This window comes from Polaromonas sp. P3_B4, assembly GCF_056402835.1.
Genome location: NZ_JBFUGQ010000001.1, coordinates 2,027,273 through 2,042,745, shown reverse-complemented (window position 1 = coordinate 2,042,745; position 15,473 = coordinate 2,027,273). Strand labels below are relative to the sequence as shown.

At 57.7% G+C, this 15,473-nt stretch carries 14 protein-coding genes and 1 tRNA gene; 12 read left to right on the top strand and 3 right to left on the bottom strand.

Annotation, left to right across the window (positions count from 1 at the left end; genetic code table 11):
* The first annotated feature begins 288 nt into the window (after positions 1–288).
* From aceA to AC1DVV_RS09670, 11 genes are all read left to right on the top strand, one after another.
* On the top strand, positions 289–1,608 hold the full coding sequence (gene aceA, locus AC1DVV_RS09720) for an isocitrate lyase (protein ID WP_457280344.1): 1,320 nt from the start codon (positions 289–291) through the stop codon (positions 1,606–1,608).
* A 167-nt stretch (positions 1,609–1,775) separates the two neighbouring features.
* Positions 1,776–1,955 (top strand): hypothetical protein, encoded by a 180-nt coding sequence (locus AC1DVV_RS09715; protein ID WP_431095808.1) that lies wholly within the window; start codon positions 1,776–1,778, stop codon positions 1,953–1,955.
* A 288-nt stretch (positions 1,956–2,243) separates the two neighbouring features.
* Positions 2,244–4,151, top strand: a complete 1,908-nt coding sequence (gene thrS, locus AC1DVV_RS09710; protein WP_477702535.1) for a threonine--tRNA ligase — start codon at positions 2,244–2,246, stop codon at positions 4,149–4,151.
* 95 nt (positions 4,152–4,246) lie between these two features.
* Positions 4,247–4,846 (top strand): translation initiation factor IF-3, encoded by a 600-nt coding sequence (infC, locus tag AC1DVV_RS09705; RefSeq protein ID WP_457280968.1) that lies wholly within the window; start codon positions 4,247–4,249, stop codon positions 4,844–4,846.
* Positions 4,847–5,053: 207 nt separating this feature from the next.
* Positions 5,054–5,257 carry a 50S ribosomal protein L35 gene (rpmI, locus tag AC1DVV_RS09700; protein ID WP_007870723.1) on the top strand — a complete coding sequence of 68 codons (204 nt, stop codon included), beginning with the start codon at positions 5,054–5,056 and terminating at the stop codon, positions 5,255–5,257.
* Between the two features lie 25 nt (positions 5,258–5,282).
* Complete coding sequence (gene rplT / locus AC1DVV_RS09695; protein WP_348046678.1) at positions 5,283–5,642, top strand: 50S ribosomal protein L20; 360 nt, start codon at positions 5,283–5,285, stop codon at positions 5,640–5,642.
* A 175-nt stretch (positions 5,643–5,817) separates the two neighbouring features.
* Positions 5,818–6,882 (top strand): phenylalanine--tRNA ligase subunit alpha, encoded by a 1,065-nt coding sequence (gene pheS / locus AC1DVV_RS09690; RefSeq protein WP_457280346.1) that lies wholly within the window; start codon positions 5,818–5,820, stop codon positions 6,880–6,882.
* A gap of 31 nt (positions 6,883–6,913) precedes the next feature.
* Complete coding sequence (gene pheT, locus AC1DVV_RS09685; RefSeq protein WP_457280347.1) at positions 6,914–9,340, top strand: phenylalanine--tRNA ligase subunit beta; 2,427 nt, start codon at positions 6,914–6,916, stop codon at positions 9,338–9,340.
* Between the two features lie 48 nt (positions 9,341–9,388).
* Positions 9,389–9,715, top strand: a complete 327-nt coding sequence (locus AC1DVV_RS09680; protein ID WP_457280348.1) for an integration host factor subunit alpha — start codon at positions 9,389–9,391, stop codon at positions 9,713–9,715.
* A gap of 171 nt (positions 9,716–9,886) precedes the next feature.
* Positions 9,887–10,375, top strand: a complete 489-nt coding sequence (locus AC1DVV_RS09675) for a MerR family transcriptional regulator (protein WP_457280349.1) — start codon at positions 9,887–9,889, stop codon at positions 10,373–10,375.
* Between the two features lie 35 nt (positions 10,376–10,410).
* Positions 10,411–10,487: transfer RNA gene (locus AC1DVV_RS09670), tRNA-Pro, on the top strand.
* A gap of 176 nt (positions 10,488–10,663) precedes the next feature.
* On the opposite strand, the gene AC1DVV_RS09665 is transcribed toward AC1DVV_RS09670, so the two are convergent.
* The 3 genes from AC1DVV_RS09665 to AC1DVV_RS09655 all read right to left on the bottom strand — a co-directional run bounded on the left by AC1DVV_RS09665 (position 10,664) and on the right by AC1DVV_RS09655 (position 13,462).
* The gene (locus AC1DVV_RS09665; protein WP_457280350.1) at positions 10,664–11,857 is read right to left on the bottom strand and encodes an amidohydrolase family protein; all 1,194 of its coding nucleotides are present in this window, start codon (positions 11,855–11,857) and stop codon (positions 10,664–10,666) included.
* A 30-nt stretch (positions 11,858–11,887) separates the two neighbouring features.
* Positions 11,888–12,586 carry a TetR family transcriptional regulator gene (locus AC1DVV_RS09660; protein ID WP_457280351.1) on the bottom strand — a complete coding sequence of 233 codons (699 nt, stop codon included), beginning with the start codon at positions 12,584–12,586 and terminating at the stop codon, positions 11,888–11,890.
* Between the two features lie 102 nt (positions 12,587–12,688).
* The gene (locus tag AC1DVV_RS09655; protein WP_457280352.1) at positions 12,689–13,462 is read right to left on the bottom strand and encodes a ferredoxin--NADP reductase; all 774 of its coding nucleotides are present in this window, start codon (positions 13,460–13,462) and stop codon (positions 12,689–12,691) included.
* A gap of 363 nt (positions 13,463–13,825) precedes the next feature.
* Here AC1DVV_RS09655 and AC1DVV_RS09650 point away from each other — a divergent pair, with 363 nt between their 5' ends.
* Entirely contained in the window at positions 13,826–15,463 is a 1,638-nt protein-coding gene (locus AC1DVV_RS09650; RefSeq protein ID WP_457280353.1) for a 6-hydroxynicotinate reductase, read from the top strand.
* Positions 15,464–15,473: the final 10 nt, after the last annotated feature.

Sequence of the window (15,473 nt, the reverse complement as noted above, 5' to 3'; positions counted from 1 at the left end):
AGGCAGGGGCTGATGTGCGCGCTGACCACCGATGCAAGCCGCCCTTCACATTTCATCATTCAATAAATTGATTCCGTAATGTGGAATCAACAAATGCTGCAGTGCAAAATTATTTCTCAATATGAGAGATAGAATTTTATATTACGATAAGTTAAATAAATATCGTTGATTTTATTGAATTTTATTTTTGTCTTATATAAGACATAAGAGCTTCATAAGGTCTTGTAGAAGACTTAAAGTTGATCCATCGAATTCGCCATTTCTTTTTTTCAACCTACGGAGCCCACCATGCCGCAAACCCTGACCGAACAATTGAGCCGCGACCAGCAAATTTCCGCCCTGGAAAAAGACTGGGCCACCAACCCGCGCTGGAAAGGCATCAAGCGCGGCTACAGCGCCGCCGACGTGGTGCGCCTGCGCGGATCCTTCCCGATCGAGCACACGCTGGCCCGCCGCGGCGCCGAAAAACTGTGGGATCTGCTGCACAACGAGCCCTACGTCAACTGCCTCGGTGCCCTGACAGGCGGCCAGGCCATGCAGCAGGTCAAGGCCGGCGTCAAAGCCATCTATCTGTCGGGCTGGCAAGTTGCTGCCGACAACAACAGCTACTCCGCCATGTACCCGGACCAGTCCCTGTACCCGGTGGACTCGGTGCCCAAGGTCGTTGAAACCATCAACAACACCTTCCGCCGTGCGGACGAAATCCAGCACTCCAAAGGCATTGATGCCGGCGACAAAGACTACATCGACTACTTCGCACCCATCGTGGCGGATGCCGAAGCCGGTTTCGGCGGTGTTCTGAATGCCTTCGAACTGATGAAGGCCATGATCAAGTCCGGCGCCGGCGGCGTGCACTGGGAAGACCAATTGGCTTCCGTCAAGAAGTGCGGCCACATGGGCGGCAAGGTCTTGCTGCCCACCCGCGAGTCCTGCCAGAAGCTGATTGCCGCGCGTATGGCGGCCGACGTCTGCGGCGTGCCCACGCTGGTGATTGCCCGTACCGATGCCGAAGCCGCCGATTTGCTGACTTCCGACTACGACGAGATCGACAAACCTTTCCTGACGGGTGAGCGTACCGCCGAAGGCTTCTACAAGACGCGCAAGGGTCTGGAGCAGGCTGTCGCCCGCGCTAACGCCTATGCCCACTACGCCGACCTGGTGTGGTGCGAAACCGGCACGCCTGACCTCGACTTCGCAAAGAAATTCGCCGATGCCGTGCACAAGGTTCACCCAGGCAAGATGCTGGCCTACAACTGCTCGCCGTCTTTCAATTGGAAGAAAAACCTCGACGATGCCACCATCGCCAAGTTCCAGCGCGAGCTCGGCGCCATGGGATACAAGTACCAGTTCATCACGTTGGCTGGCATTCACTCCATGTGGTACAACATGTACGACCTGTCGCAAGACTACGTCAAGCGCGGCATGACGGCTTACATCGAGAAGGTGCAGGAGCCCGAATTCGCAGCACGTGACCGCGGCTACACCTTTGTGTCGCACCAGCAGGAAGTTGGCACTGGGTACTTCGATGAAGTGACCACCGCCATTCAGGGCGGCAAATCCAGCGTGACCGCACTGACCGGCTCTACCGAAGAAGAGCAGTTCCACTGATCTCACCTGACCGACGATTACCCAGACGCTTGCGCCCTTGAAGCGCAGCTTTTCAGCCTGGACAGGACCTAGGGCCTGTCCGGGCTTTTTTACGGGCGTTTTTTAGCGTAGAGTGCAGTTTGTTACATAAAACACAAGATGTGCATCATTAACAGGAGGAGGTTGCCGTGTCGGAATTAACCGTGGGTTTCAAGCGTGTTCCCTGTCCCGATTGCAATGGCACCGGCGAACTGCGCATTGAAAGCGAAAACATCAATGAGCATTTTGAAGTCGAAAAACAAACGGTGATTACCGAATGTCCGCGTTGCCTTGGCCTGGGATTTTTGCCGCCGGCTTCGCCTCAATAGGACTTTGTGGCGCGAGGCGAACAGGTGGCCGGCGAGCCATCTGCAAGCTGCCGTAAAATAGCCGCATGCAATCAATCAAGCTGGAAACAGGAAGGATCGTTCGGGTTATGACACCGCGAACTACGCCCTCGTCCGTTTTCTGGAGTCATCCAGGGCGCTAGTCCGCACCCCTTGGTGATTGTTAGCTACTGATTTCATAGCTTAAATCCATATCCCCCTATCAAAGCGCGGCAGGTTCCGCGCTTTTTTGTTTTTTCTGATTTCAGCCTGCTTATAGAAGTTATTCCCATGATTCAAATCACGCTCCCCGATGCTTCCAAGCGCGAATACCCCCAGGCCATTACGGTGGCCGAAGTCGCTGCCTCAATCGGCACCGGCCTGGCCAAAGCGGCCCTAGGCGGCAAAGTTGACGGCAAAGTGGTCGACACCAGCTATCTGATTGATAAGGACAGCTCGGTTTCCATCATCACAGCCAAGGACGCCGATGGACTGGACATGATCCGTCACTCGACAGCCCACTTGCTGGCCTACGCCGTCAAGGAACTGTTCCCGGATGCGCAGGTCACCATAGGCCCGGTGATTGAAAACGGGTTTTTCTACGATTTCTCCTACAAGCGCCCCTTCACGCCGGAAGACCTGGTGGCGATCGAAAAGCGCATGACCGAGCTTGCCGCCAGGGACGAGCCGGTGACCCGCCGTGTGCTGCCACGCGATGAAGCCGTGGCGCATTTCAAGAGCATAGGCGAGCATTACAAGGCGGAAATCATTGCGAGCATTCCCGCCAATGAGGATGTGTCGCTCTACCGCGAAGGTGCTTTTGAAGACCTGTGCCGCGGCCCCCACGTGCCCAGCACGGGCAAGCTGAAGTTCTTCAAGCTCATGAAGGTGGCCGGTGCCTACTGGCGCGGCGATCACCGCAATGAAATGCTGCAGCGCGTTTACGGCACGGCCTGGGCCACGAAGGACGAACTCCAGCAGTACCTCACGATGCTGGAGGAGGCTGAAAAGCGCGACCACCGCAAGCTCGGCAAGGAACTGGACCTGTTTCACATCGACGACCATGCGCCCGGCCTGGTGTTCTGGCACCCCAAAGGCTGGACGGTCTGGCAGGGCGTCGAGCAGTACATGCGCAAGGTCTACCAGGACAACGGCTACCAGGAGGTCAAGGGCCCCCAGATCATCGACAAGACGCTGTGGGAAAAAACCGGCCATTGGGACAAGTACCGTGACAACATGTTCACGACCGAGAGCGAAAAGCGCGAATATGCGCTCAAGCCCATGAACTGCCCCGGCCATATCCTGATCTTCAAGCAGGGCATTAAAAGCTACCGCGACCTGCCGCTGCGCTACGGCGAGTTCGGCCAGTGCCACCGCAACGAGCCTTCGGGCGGGTTGCACGGCATCATGCGCGTGCGCGGCTTCACGCAGGACGACGGCCATATCTTCTGCACCGAAGATCAGATCCTGAAGGAATGCGTGGACTACACGACCTTGCTGCAGAAGGTGTACACAGATTTCGGCTTCAAGAACATCATCTACAAGGTCGCCACGCGCCCCGAGGCTCGCATCGGCTCGGACGAAAGCTGGGACAAGGCTGAGCATGCGCTGATGGAAAGCCTGCGCGCGTCCGGCTGCGAATTTGAAATCGCCCCCGGCGACGGCGCTTTTTACGGCCCGAAGATCGAATACACGCTCAAAGACGCCATCGGCCGCCAGTGGCAATGCGGCACCATGCAGGTCGATTTCTCCATGCCGGAGCGGCTGGATGCCGAATATGTGGGCGAAGACGGTAACCGTCACCGGCCTGTAATGCTGCACCGCGCGATTGTGGGCAGCCTGGAGCGTTTTATCGGGATTTTGATCGAGGAACACGCCGGCGCGCTACCAGTCTGGCTGGCCCCCGAGCAGGTTTCGGTCCTCAATATCACCGATTCCCAGGCTGAATATGCCCGGGAAGTTGCCAAAACACTGCAAAATCAAGGGCTTAGGGTCAATCTGGACCTGCGCAACGAGAAAATTACGTATAAAATACGGGAGCACTCGATGAAAAAGCTGCCGTATATCCTTGTCGTAGGCGACAAGGAGAAAGCGGCAGGTGCCGTTGCAGTGCGCGCCCGGGGTAACAAAGACCTTGGAGTGATGCCTCTTGAAGCCTTCGCTGAAACGATCGCTTCCGACATCGCGGAAAAAGCCTGATTTTTAACAAAATTGTTGATGAATTTGGCCTGTCGTCCTTACAGGACGGGCGCAAGCAGCTATAGCTTTTATAGCAAGAGTTAAAGGATAGAACCATCGCTACTGAATTTCGTGACCGCCGTCACCGTGAAGAACGCAAGCATCGCTTGAACCGTGAAATCATGGCCCCTGAAGTACGTCTGAGCGGGCCAGACAATGAGCCGCTGGGCATTGTCAGCATCACCGAGGCTTTGCGCCTTGCGGGTGAGGCCGATGTGGACCTCGTCGAAATCTCCCCCACAGCGGTTCCACCGGTGTGCCGGTTGATGGATTACGGCAAGTTCAAGTACGCCGAGCAGAAGAAGGCGGCGGAAGCGAAGTCCAAGCAAAAAGTGATCGAGATCAAGGAAATCAAATTCCGGCCCGGCACTGACGATGGGGACTACAACATCAAACTGCGCAATATCAAGCGCTTTTTGGAAGAAGGCGACAAATGCAAGATTACCTTGCGTTTTCGTGGTCGCGAAATCACGCACCAGGAACTGGGCTTGGCCCTGCTGGCGCGTATTCGTGATGAGTTGGCCGATTTGATTGTGGTGGAGCAGTTCCCCAAGCTTGAAGGCAGGCAGATGGTCATGATGATCGCGCCGGGCCGTAAAAAGCCGGGTGCTGCCAAACCGGCAGCCGAGACGGCCCCGGCACCGTCCGCAGCCTGAGGCTGGCGAGCAGAGGGTAAAGATAAGGGGCGCTTTGCGGCGTTCCGGTGAAAGCAGGTGCAAGCCGGCTTTCCAAAAGCAGAAGGGTCAAACCTTTTGCGAGCAGCGGGAAGTCGCAAGATTTCCCGCTTAACAAGTGTCTCGGGGCCATCAAGTCTGCGGAAGGTTCGCAGCGCCTCACGAGCACAAATGAAAAGGAGCATTTACATGCCCAAAATGAAGACCAAGAGCGGCGCTAAAAAGCGTTTCCGCGTTCGTCCGGGTGGTACCGTCAAGCGCGGCCAAGCCTTCAAACGTCACATCCTGACCAAGAAGACCACCAAAAACAAACGCCATCTGCGTGGTGCGGTGACTGTTCATGAGACCAATATGGGTCACATGGCACAGATGCTCCCAGGCCAGGGCATTTAATTAACGACGAACAAGGAGTACACACATGCCTCGCGTCAAACGTGGTGTAACGGCTCGCGCCCGCCACAAAAAAGTTTTAGCCCTTGCAAAAGGTTTCCGCGGCCGCCGCGGCAATGTCTTCCGTATCGCCAAAGAAGCGGTAATGAAGGCTGGGCAATATGCCTACCGTGACCGCCGTACCAAGAAACGCGTGTTCCGCCAGTTGTGGATCGCCCGTATCAACGCTGCAAGCCGTTCCTTCGGCTTGACCTACAGCCAGTTTGCTAACGGCCTGAAGAAAGCCGGTATCGAGATCGACCGCAAGGTTCTGTCCGACATGGCCATTCATGACAGCGCTGCTTTCGGCGCCATCGTTGAACAGGTGAAAGCCAAGCTGGCTGCCTGATTTTCAAGCCGGGCAGTGTTGGTGCTATTAAATCAATAGCTGCTTGCGCACGAAAATAAAGGGCTGGGGCTTGAAAAGGCTCTGGCCCTTTTTCATGGCCCTTACTGCAGTACTCACGGAACAGAAGTGCTGCTGAAAGCGCCTTCGCTGTTTTGTATTTCGAACAAGAGAACGTATGACTCAACCCGATGCCCTCCAAGAACTGGTTAGCAGCGCCCAGGCCAGTTTTACGCAGGCGAACACGCCCGCCGACCTGGAAAACGCCAAGGCGCAGTTCCTGGGAAAAACCGGCCGCGTCACGGAGTTGATGAAAGGCATGGCAGCGCTCAGCGTCGAAGAGAAGAAGTCCCGTGGCGCCGCTATCAACCTCGCCAAACAGGCGATTGAAACCGCGTTGACCGAGCGCCGGCAGGCGCTGGCCGACGCCGAACTGCAAAAGCAGCTCAAGGCGGAAGCGCTCGACGTGAGCCTGCCCGGCCGTCAGCGCACGCAGGGCGGCTTGCATCCGGTGTCACTGACGCTGGAGCGCATTGAAGGTATTTTTGGCTCGATGGGTTTCGATGTGGCCCAAGGCCCTGAAATCGAGACGGACTGGTTCAATTTCACTGCGCTCAATACGCCCGAAGACCATCCAGCGCGTTCGATGCATGACACGTTTTATGTCGAGGGCGGCACCGAGGCCGCGCCCAATCTCCTGCGCACCCACACCAGCCCCATGCAGATCCGCTATGCGGTCCAGCATGTCAAGAAGCACCGCGCGCTCATCGACGCAGGCGGCCGTATGCCCGAGATACGCGTCATCGCACCGGGTCGCACCTACCGTGTCGACAGCGATGCCACGCACTCGCCCATGTTTCACCAGTGCGAAGGCCTGTGGATAGGCGAGAACGTAAGCTTCAAGGATCTCAAATTCGTCTTCACTGATTTCTGCCGTACTTTCTTCGAAAGCGATGACCTGGTGCTGCGCTTTCGCCCCAGCTTTTTCCCGTTCACGGAACCCAGCGCCGAGATCGACATCCAGTTCCAGACCGGCCCGCTCGCCGGCCGCTGGCTGGAAGTGGCCGGCTCTGGCCAGGTGCACCCGAATGTGGTGCGCAACATGGGGCTGGACCCCGAGAAATACATCGGCTTTGCCTTCGGCATGGGCCCTGACCGCCTGACCATGCTGCGCTACGGCGTCAACGACCTGCGTCTCTTCTTCGACGGCGACATCCGCTTCCTCTCCCAGTTTCAGTCCTGAAATAACAAGAACAAGAAAACAAGGTTAGACCATGCAATTCCCAGAATCCTGGTTGCGCGAATTCTGCAACCCGCCTTTGACGACCCAGCAGCTCGCCGACACACTCACCATGGCCGGCCTGGAGGTCGAAGAACTCAAGCCGGTGGCACCTCCGTTCACCAGGATTGTTGTTGGTGAAATCAAGGAAGCCGTCCAACACCCGGATGCCGATCGCCTGCGCGTCTGCCAGGTCGACGTGGGGCAGGGCAGCCTGCTCAACATCGTTTGCGGTGCGCCCAACGCCCGCGTCGGCATCAAGGTGCCATGTGCCCTGGTCGGCGCCGAGTTGCCTCCCGGTGAAGACGGCAAGCCCTTCCTGATCAAGGTCGGCAAACTGCGCGGCGTGGAAAGCCAGGGCATGCTGTGCTCGGCGCGCGAACTCAAGCTCTCTGAAGACCACGGCGGCCTGCTCGAACTGGTGGCCGATGCGCCGCTGGGCCAGGACATCCGCGAGCATTTGAAGCTCGACGACACCCTGTTCACCCTCAAGCTCACGCCCAACCTGGCGCATTGCCTGAGCGTCTACGGTGTTGCGCGCGAAGTCGCTGCGCTCACGGGTGCACCGCTGAAGACGCCGGCCATTCCCGCCGTGGCTGCCGCCGACACCGCGAAACTGCCGGTGAAGATCAGCGCGCCCGATTTGTGCGGCCGCTTTTCCGGCCGCGTGGTGCGCAACGTCAATACGAAAGCTGCCACACCACAATGGATGGTCGATCGCCTGGTGCGCTGCGGCCAGCGCAGCGTGACGGCGCTGGTGGACATCTCCAACTACGTGATGTTCGAGCTGGGCCGTCCCTCGCACATCTTTGACCTCGAAAAAATCCATGGCGGGCTCGATGTCCGCTGGGGCAAGTCCGGCGAGACGCTCAAGCTGCTTAACGGCAATACCGTGACGGTTGACGAAAAGGTCGGCGTGATTGCCGACAACGCGCAGGTGGAGTCGCTGGCCGGCATCATGGGCGGCGATGCGACCGCCGTCTCGGACGACACGAAACATGTCTACGTCGAAGCCGCCTTCTGGTGGCCCAAGGCCATCGCTGGTCGCTCGCGCCGTTATAACTTCTCGACCGACGCAGGCCACCGTTTTGAGCGAGGCGTTGATCCCGGGCAGACCGTCGAGCACATCGAGCGCATCACCCAACTGATCATCGATATCTGCGGCACACCGGAAACGGTGTGCGGCCCCATGGATGACCAGCAGGTTAACGTTCCCAAAGCGGTGCCAGTCACTTTGCGGGTGGCGCGTGCAGCCAAGGTGATCGGCATGCCGCTCACACAGGCTCAATGCCTCGATGCGCTCCAGCGCCTCGGCCTGCCGGTGACGCAGGGCGAGGGCACGTTGACCGTGACACCACCCAGCTACCGCTTTGATCTGCAGATTGAAGAAGATCTCATTGAAGAAGTGGTGCGCATGGTGGGCTACAACCAGCTTCCCGAGACGCCGCCGCTGGCCCCCATCACCGCCAGGTTGCGCGCTGAAGCCGAACGCAGCCCCTTTGGCGTGCGTCGCGCCCTGGCGTCACTGGGTTACCAGGAAACCATTAACTTCAGCTTCGTGGAAGAGCGCTGGGAGCATGAGCTTGCCGGTAATCCCAACCCCATCAAGCTGCTCAATCCCATCGCCAGCCAGATGAGCGTGATGCGTTCCTCGTTGCTGGGCTCGCTCCTGCAGGTGCTCAAGTTCAACCTGGATCGCAAGGCGCCCCGCGTGAACGTGTTTGAACTGGGCCGCGTTTTCCTGCGTGACGCAGATGTCCAGAATACCGATACCACCGTGGCCGGCTTCAACCAGCCCATGCGTGTGGCTGGCTTGGCCTATGGCCCGCGGGCGGCACTGAACTGGAGCCAGCCTGACAAGGGGGTGGATTTTTTCGACATCAAGGGCGACGTGGAGGCTTTGCTCGCGCCGCTTCAGGCTGTCTTTTCGCCTGCGGCGCACCCCGCCATGCACCCCGGCCGCTGCGCGAGCGTGTCTGTAGGCGGCAAGTCGATCGGCTTTGTGGGCGAGCTGCACCCGCAGTGGCGCCAGGGCTACGACCTGGCCCAGGCGCCACTCCTGTTTGAGCTGGAACTGGATGCCGTGCTGCAACGGCCGGTGCCCGAGTTCAAGCCGGTCAGCAAGCTACAGCCGGTAGAGCGTGATATCGCCGTCATCGTGGCGGAGGGTGTCAGCCATGCCGCGCTGATGTCGGCCATCCATGGCGCCAATACGAAAGGCCTGCTCAAGGGGGCAACGCTGTTTGACGTCTATCGGCCGCAGCAGGCAAGCGCGAGCATGCAGCTCGGCGAAAAAAGCCTGGCCGTGCGCTTGGTGCTTTCGAGCGGCGCCGCTACACTGACAGACGAGGAGATTGAGGCGGCCGTTCAGTCGGTGCTCGACAATCTGCAAGGTCAGTTGGGTGCCCGCTTGCGGGCCTGACCTTTCACGAATACCGCTCACAATAAAAGTCGCCAGGAGTACCGTTGCATGGATTTTTCTGTAGAAAGCCTGGAAACCCCGGCGCTGACAAAGGCGCATCTGGCCGAGTTGCTGTTTGAACAGATCGGGCTCAACAAACGCGAATCAAAGGACATGATTGACGCGTTTTTCGACTTGATCTCGGACAGCCTGGTGGACGGAAATGACGTGAAAATTTCCGGATTTGGCAATTTCCAGATTCGCACCAAAGCACCTCGCCCCGGCCGCAACCCCCGCACCGGAGAAGCCATTCCCATCGAGGCTCGCAGGGTGGTGACATTTCATGCCAGCCACAAGCTCAAAGACCAGATCCAGGGCGAAACTGTTGCCGAATAAGTACTAAACCCGGTGGCTTCGTCCGCCGGGTTTACGTATCCGGGTAGGTGTTTGTAATTAAATGTCACCTGTGTGACGGAACAACACATCCCAAAAAACCGGCGCAACTCTTTGCGCTAAGTTTCGACTTAGAGTAGATTTGGAGGTTTCCTCCTTAGCGCATTGATTTAATTGGAGAAAACGCTCCCACCCATTCCCGCGAAACGCTATTTCACCATCGGTGAAGTCAGTGATTTGTGCGGCGTCAAACCTCACGTGCTCCGTTATTGGGAGCAAGAGTTCACGCAACTACGCCCGATGAAAAGGCGTGGCAACCGCCGCTACTACCAGCACCATGAGGTGCTGATGATCCGCCGGATCCGTGATTTGCTCTATGACCAGGGCTTCACCATCAGCGGCGCACGCAACAAGCTTCAGGAAATCGTTCAGACCGAACGCGACAAGCGCCGTAATGGTGAAGTCATGCTTGACGGCGTAGAAGTGCTGGAAGGCGGTGAGTCCCTGCTGGAGGATTTTGAGGATTCCAGTGACCACTCGGACTTCGAAGACAGCGAGCCGGAGGGCGCGGATTTGCCCAGCGGCAGCGCGGCTCAGCAACGACTGCAATTGGTACGGCGCGAGTTGTTTGAAATTCGTGATCTCCTCAGCGCCGGGCACTGAGAAGCATTTTCGGCACGCTATAATAAAAGGCTTGTCGGTGTGTGGCGCAGCCTGGTAGCGCACTTGCATGGGGTGCAAGGGGTCGAAGGTTCGAATCCTTTCACACCGACCATAAAACCAACAGATAGCCGGTTAGCTAACGCTAACCGGCTTTTTTGTTTGGATCGAATATTTGTTGAAGTATCCGGTCGGCTGTCTTTGAGATCGACGTCAGAGGATTGCCCGTCGATTAGCTCGACGCAATTGTGTCTGGGGAAAACGCGATGGCAAGTCGCAAGCGCCTGCGTATCAGGCCGGAACAATGCTGGGGATCTGCGTGGCCGGCGGGGTGTTACGGCTGCGGCCGCAGCGAACCAGGCCGTCAATCATCACCATGCCAACGCCGGGAATATCCCCGCGTTGCACACTGTCCAGCAGGTTGAGCCCCGCTGAGTGCTGGGCTTTGTCCATGAAGACCAGATCAGCATCACGGCCTGTTTCTATCAAACCGCAATTGAGTTTGCGAATGCGCGCGGTGTTACCCGTGGCAAAGCAAAAAACCAGCTCCGCCGGGATATTGCCCAGGCTGGAAAGGAGGGCGATAAGGCGCAGCACACCCAGCGGCTGGACACCGGACCCGGCCGGCCCGTCGGTACCCAGGATGACGCGATGCGGGCACTTGAGCTGCAGCGCCGCCTGCGCGGCTGCAATTGCGACTTTTTCATTGCCGTTATGGACAATTTCAATGGCGCGCGATGATTTCTCACAGAGTTCGCAAACATGTGCTTCCGACAGTGCCGTATGACCGCCATTGATATGGCCGATGACATCGGCGTCTGCTTCCAGTACCACGTCCTTGTCAATCAGGCCTGAGCCGGGAATGGAAGGGCCACCGGTGTGAATGGTGCTCTGGATGCCGTATTTCCTCGCCCAACCCACCATCTCTTTGGCTTCGTAGCCCGCCTTGACTGAACCCAGGCCCACCTCGCCGAGCAAGGTTACGCCGGCGTCGGCAAGGTCCTTGAAATCTTGTTCGGTCATCCCTTTTTCGATGATGGGTGCACCGGCAAGTACCTTGACGCCGCCTGGGCGGAAGTTGTCGAATGCCCGTTGTGCGGTTATGGCCAGCGCCTTGAGGCCCACGATATCCTTGGGGCGCCCTGGCAGGTGAACCTCGCCGGCAGAAATCATGGTGGTGACGCCGCCGTGCATGGTGGAGTCAATCCAGCCGATCTGGTTCTGGCGCGGCGTCCAGTCGCCGAAAACCGGATGCACATGGCTGTCGATCAAACCGGGTGCCACGCAAGTCTGGTGCGCGTCAATCACGGTCTGCGCATGCGCCGTGTCACAGTCCTTGGCCTTTCCGATAGCTACGATGAGACCGTCGTTCACAACGATGGTGTCCGCGTCCAGGATAGGCTGGTCGATGTCTCCGGAGAGCAGCAGGCCAATGTTCCTGATGACGACCTTTCCTGATTTTCCGCTTGATGCCGCTTCTGCCATGGGTGGCCTTTCAAATGCGTGGGGTTGAGCTCAAGGATTCAGCATGACAGTGCGCAGCACGGTGCTGATGATGAAGGCCTGCCATTGCGCCAGCGCCTCAGGTGTTTGCAGGTCTTCGCCGAGGAAGGCTGACAGCGTGTGGCGGTTAGAGATATAGAAGTAGCCGGTGGCGGCAATCAGCAGGTAGACATTGCGGGCGGAGATGTCTGCCCGGAAAATTTTCTTGCGCACACCGCTTTCCAGCAGTTGCCGGATGATGGCGATGGCGGGAGACGAGTAATCCCGGGCGCGTTGCGATTTGGCAATGTGCTTGCCGCGGTGCAGGTTTTCCGTATTGAGCAGCGTGATGAACTCCGGATTTTTGCTGTAGTAGGACACCACGAAGCAAATCACGTCGGTCAGGGATTCCACGGGATGCTCGATGTCCAGCGACAACTCGAGCTCGGCGTCATTCATGCGGCGGTACATGTCTTCCAACACTTCGATGAACAAGCCTTCCTTGCTGCCGAAGTAGTAGTAAATCATGCGGTCGAATGACTTGGCCGACCTGGATATTTTCTCTACGCTCCCGCCGTCATACCCATAGCGCGCGAAGACGCGGGTGGCTGCCCGCAGGATGTTGTCGCGCGTGGTCTGCGCGGCTTGCTCCCGTACGCCGGGCCGCTTGGCAATCGTGCGTTTGGTTGTGGCAGTGCGCGGCTTGATGGTTTTGGCCGTCTTCGCTGTCATGTAGAGGTGTCCAGTCGCGGTTTATGCGTGATCAAGCGAAAAGGTGTGATGGATGGCTTCCCGGGGAAATGCAATGATTTGAAAGCAAGCGCTGGGCCATCTTCATTGTTCGGCAAAGGCGCGTTCGATCACGAAATCTCCCGGCTTGGACGTATTGCCTTCGATGAAGCCTTTGCCTTCGAGCATGTGTTTGAGGTCCTTGAGCATGGCGGGGCTGCCGCAGATCATCACACGGTCATGCGCCGGATCCAGTGCCGGCAACTGCAGGTCGGCCAACATCTTCCCGCTTTCGATCAGGTCGGTGACGCGACCCATGTTGCGGTAAGCCTCCCGCGTAACGGTAGGGTAGTACAGCAACTGCCTGGAGATCAGCTCACCGAGAAACTCATGTTGGGGCAAGTGATCCACAACCAGGTCGTGATAGGCCAGCTCGTCTGCCTGCCGCACGCCATGGACGAGCACTATCTGCTCAAACCGTTCGTAAGTCTCCGGGTCCCGGATGATGCTCATGAATGGCGCCAGGCCCGTGCCGGTCGAGAGCAGGTAAAGCCTTTTGCCCGGCAGCAGGTAATCAATTACCAGTGTGCCGGTTGGCTTGCGTCCAACGATGATTTTGTCGCCGACCTTGATGTGCTGCAGCCGTGACGTCAGGGGACCTTCCGCGACCTTGATGCTGAGGAATTCGAGATGCTCTTCATGATTGGGGCTCACGATGCTGTAGGCGCGCAGCAAAGGCTTGTCGTTGACCCTTAACCCGATCATGGTGAAGTGGCCGTTGCTAAAGCGCAGTGATGTGTCGCGTGTGGTGGTAAAGGTAAACAGGCGGTCAGTCCAGTGATGGACGGACAGCACAGTTTCTTCATTGAAAGCGCTCATGGTGTTATTCGGGAGTGATGGTTATGAATTGGAGAGGCTGCGTTGATGTCTCATGGTTTCATGATCTGCCGGCTTGTGAGCCGATCTTTCCATTGCGCGGTCTCGATAGGTATTTGCATGCCCTGGCCAAACGATGCCGCCACGGAGGCAATGTGCCACATTAATGTAGTGAACGCAACATTTAAATTCAGTGTGTACAACATTTTAAAATAAGTTTAAGACAGCCATGTAAATACTATTGCATGAGAAATCCGCATGCGCTACATTGAATCTCGTATGTAGTGAATGCAACATGTAAATTAAGTGAGCACTACATTGGTGAATTCGCCCCAAGATGGTGAGAGTGGCAGAAGGACGAGCACGATGACTGAACATACAAAGACGGACGGCTTGCCTGGCATGGATGCCTTGACGTTTCCGCTGGTTTTGGAAAAGGCCCGGCCGCGAAACGAGCGAATGAATAGCGAGAAAATCGAGTGCAATGCCTGCCCGGTTCTATGTCAGATATCCGAAGGGCGCAGCGGGGCCTGCGATCGCTATGCCAACCACGGCGGAACGCTTGTTCGGGTCGACCCGGTGTTGTTGTTGCGCCGTACGCTGTCCGTCGGAGGGACGCATATTGTGCCGTTTGCGGGGCGTACAGATGCAAGACTTCCCGCGCCAGAAGATCTGTCCGGTGGCACGGATGGCGCATCAGCGGTTCCATGGAGCGGTGATCTTCTACTGGCTGATGAAGTGTTTGTCACGGGTGTGGGTTCATCAACAACTTATCCCGACTACAAGCCGGCACCATTCATCGTTTCATCGAAAGCGGCCGGTGTTGATCTGGTCACTGTGGTCACGGAAGGAATTTTCAGCTATTGCAGCTTCAAGGTAAAAATTGACACTGACCGCTTCCTGGGTGCCGAGCAGGCCAATGTGCGCTGCAAGGGAGAGGTAATCGGGCATGTGACGACGGCCGAGTATGGCTCGCAGATGCTGTCCCTGGGTGGTGTGCATCACCTGACGGGAGGTAGCAAGAAAGAGGGCCGTGTCACGGTCGAAATGATGAAGGCGCTCGGCAACAAGCAGGCCGTGGAGTTTACGATTGACGGCGGTTCCCAGATACTGATTCAGGCTGGCCGTGCGCCTGTCGTGAATGGCGTTGAGGAAGAACGCATGCGCGTGGGTTGCGGGTCGGCTACGGTCGGAATTTTTGCGAAGCAGTTATTCGGCAAGCTTGACGAGGTGGTGGTGGTCGACGACCACATTACCGGTGTGCTGACCGAGCATCAGGCGGGGCGTTGTCTCGATATGCGCCCGTCAGGTATCCGGATGCGCGGACGAAAGTCCACGCCGGGGCGCTATTTCCAGGTGGCAAATCCTGGAACGGGCTGGGGTGGGACGGATATCGCCGATCCCCTGTCCATCATCGAGGCGTGGGACGGTAATGTCGCCTGGCCGGGCCTGCGCTTGTTGATGACGTCCACCACCGGTGAGCATGCAAGCTGGTATGTGCTCAATGAAGAGCTCGTTCCCGTGGAGCAAGAGATGCCGGCGGAAGTGCGCCATGTCGTTGAGCGTATCGGTGAAAACTGCGAGCCCTCGCTGGCGACGGTGCTCTTTCTTGCGGGAGCCGGTGGCAGCCTGCGGGCCGGTGTCACTGAAAATCCGGTTTTGCTGACGCGCGCCATCAAGAGTTCCCTGGTGAATGTGACCTGTGGCGGGGCTCCTGCCTACGTCTGGCCCGGTGGAGGGATCACCGTGATGGCCGATGTCATGCGCATGCCGGACAACAGTTTCGGAACCGTTCCCACGCCGGCCATCGTGGCTCCCATTGAATTCAGCATGAAGCTTGACGACTATCGCGCGCTGGGCGGGCACATGGACTATGTGCGCACGCTGGAGGATGTGTTGTGTCGCGGTGCCTGGCACAACGAGGGTGCACCTGTAGCTCTGGAATGGGCCAAGCTACCTTCCGCCAACCCCTGGCCTCTGGCGCGTTCTCCGTTATTGGGCTGAGGCACTTGCA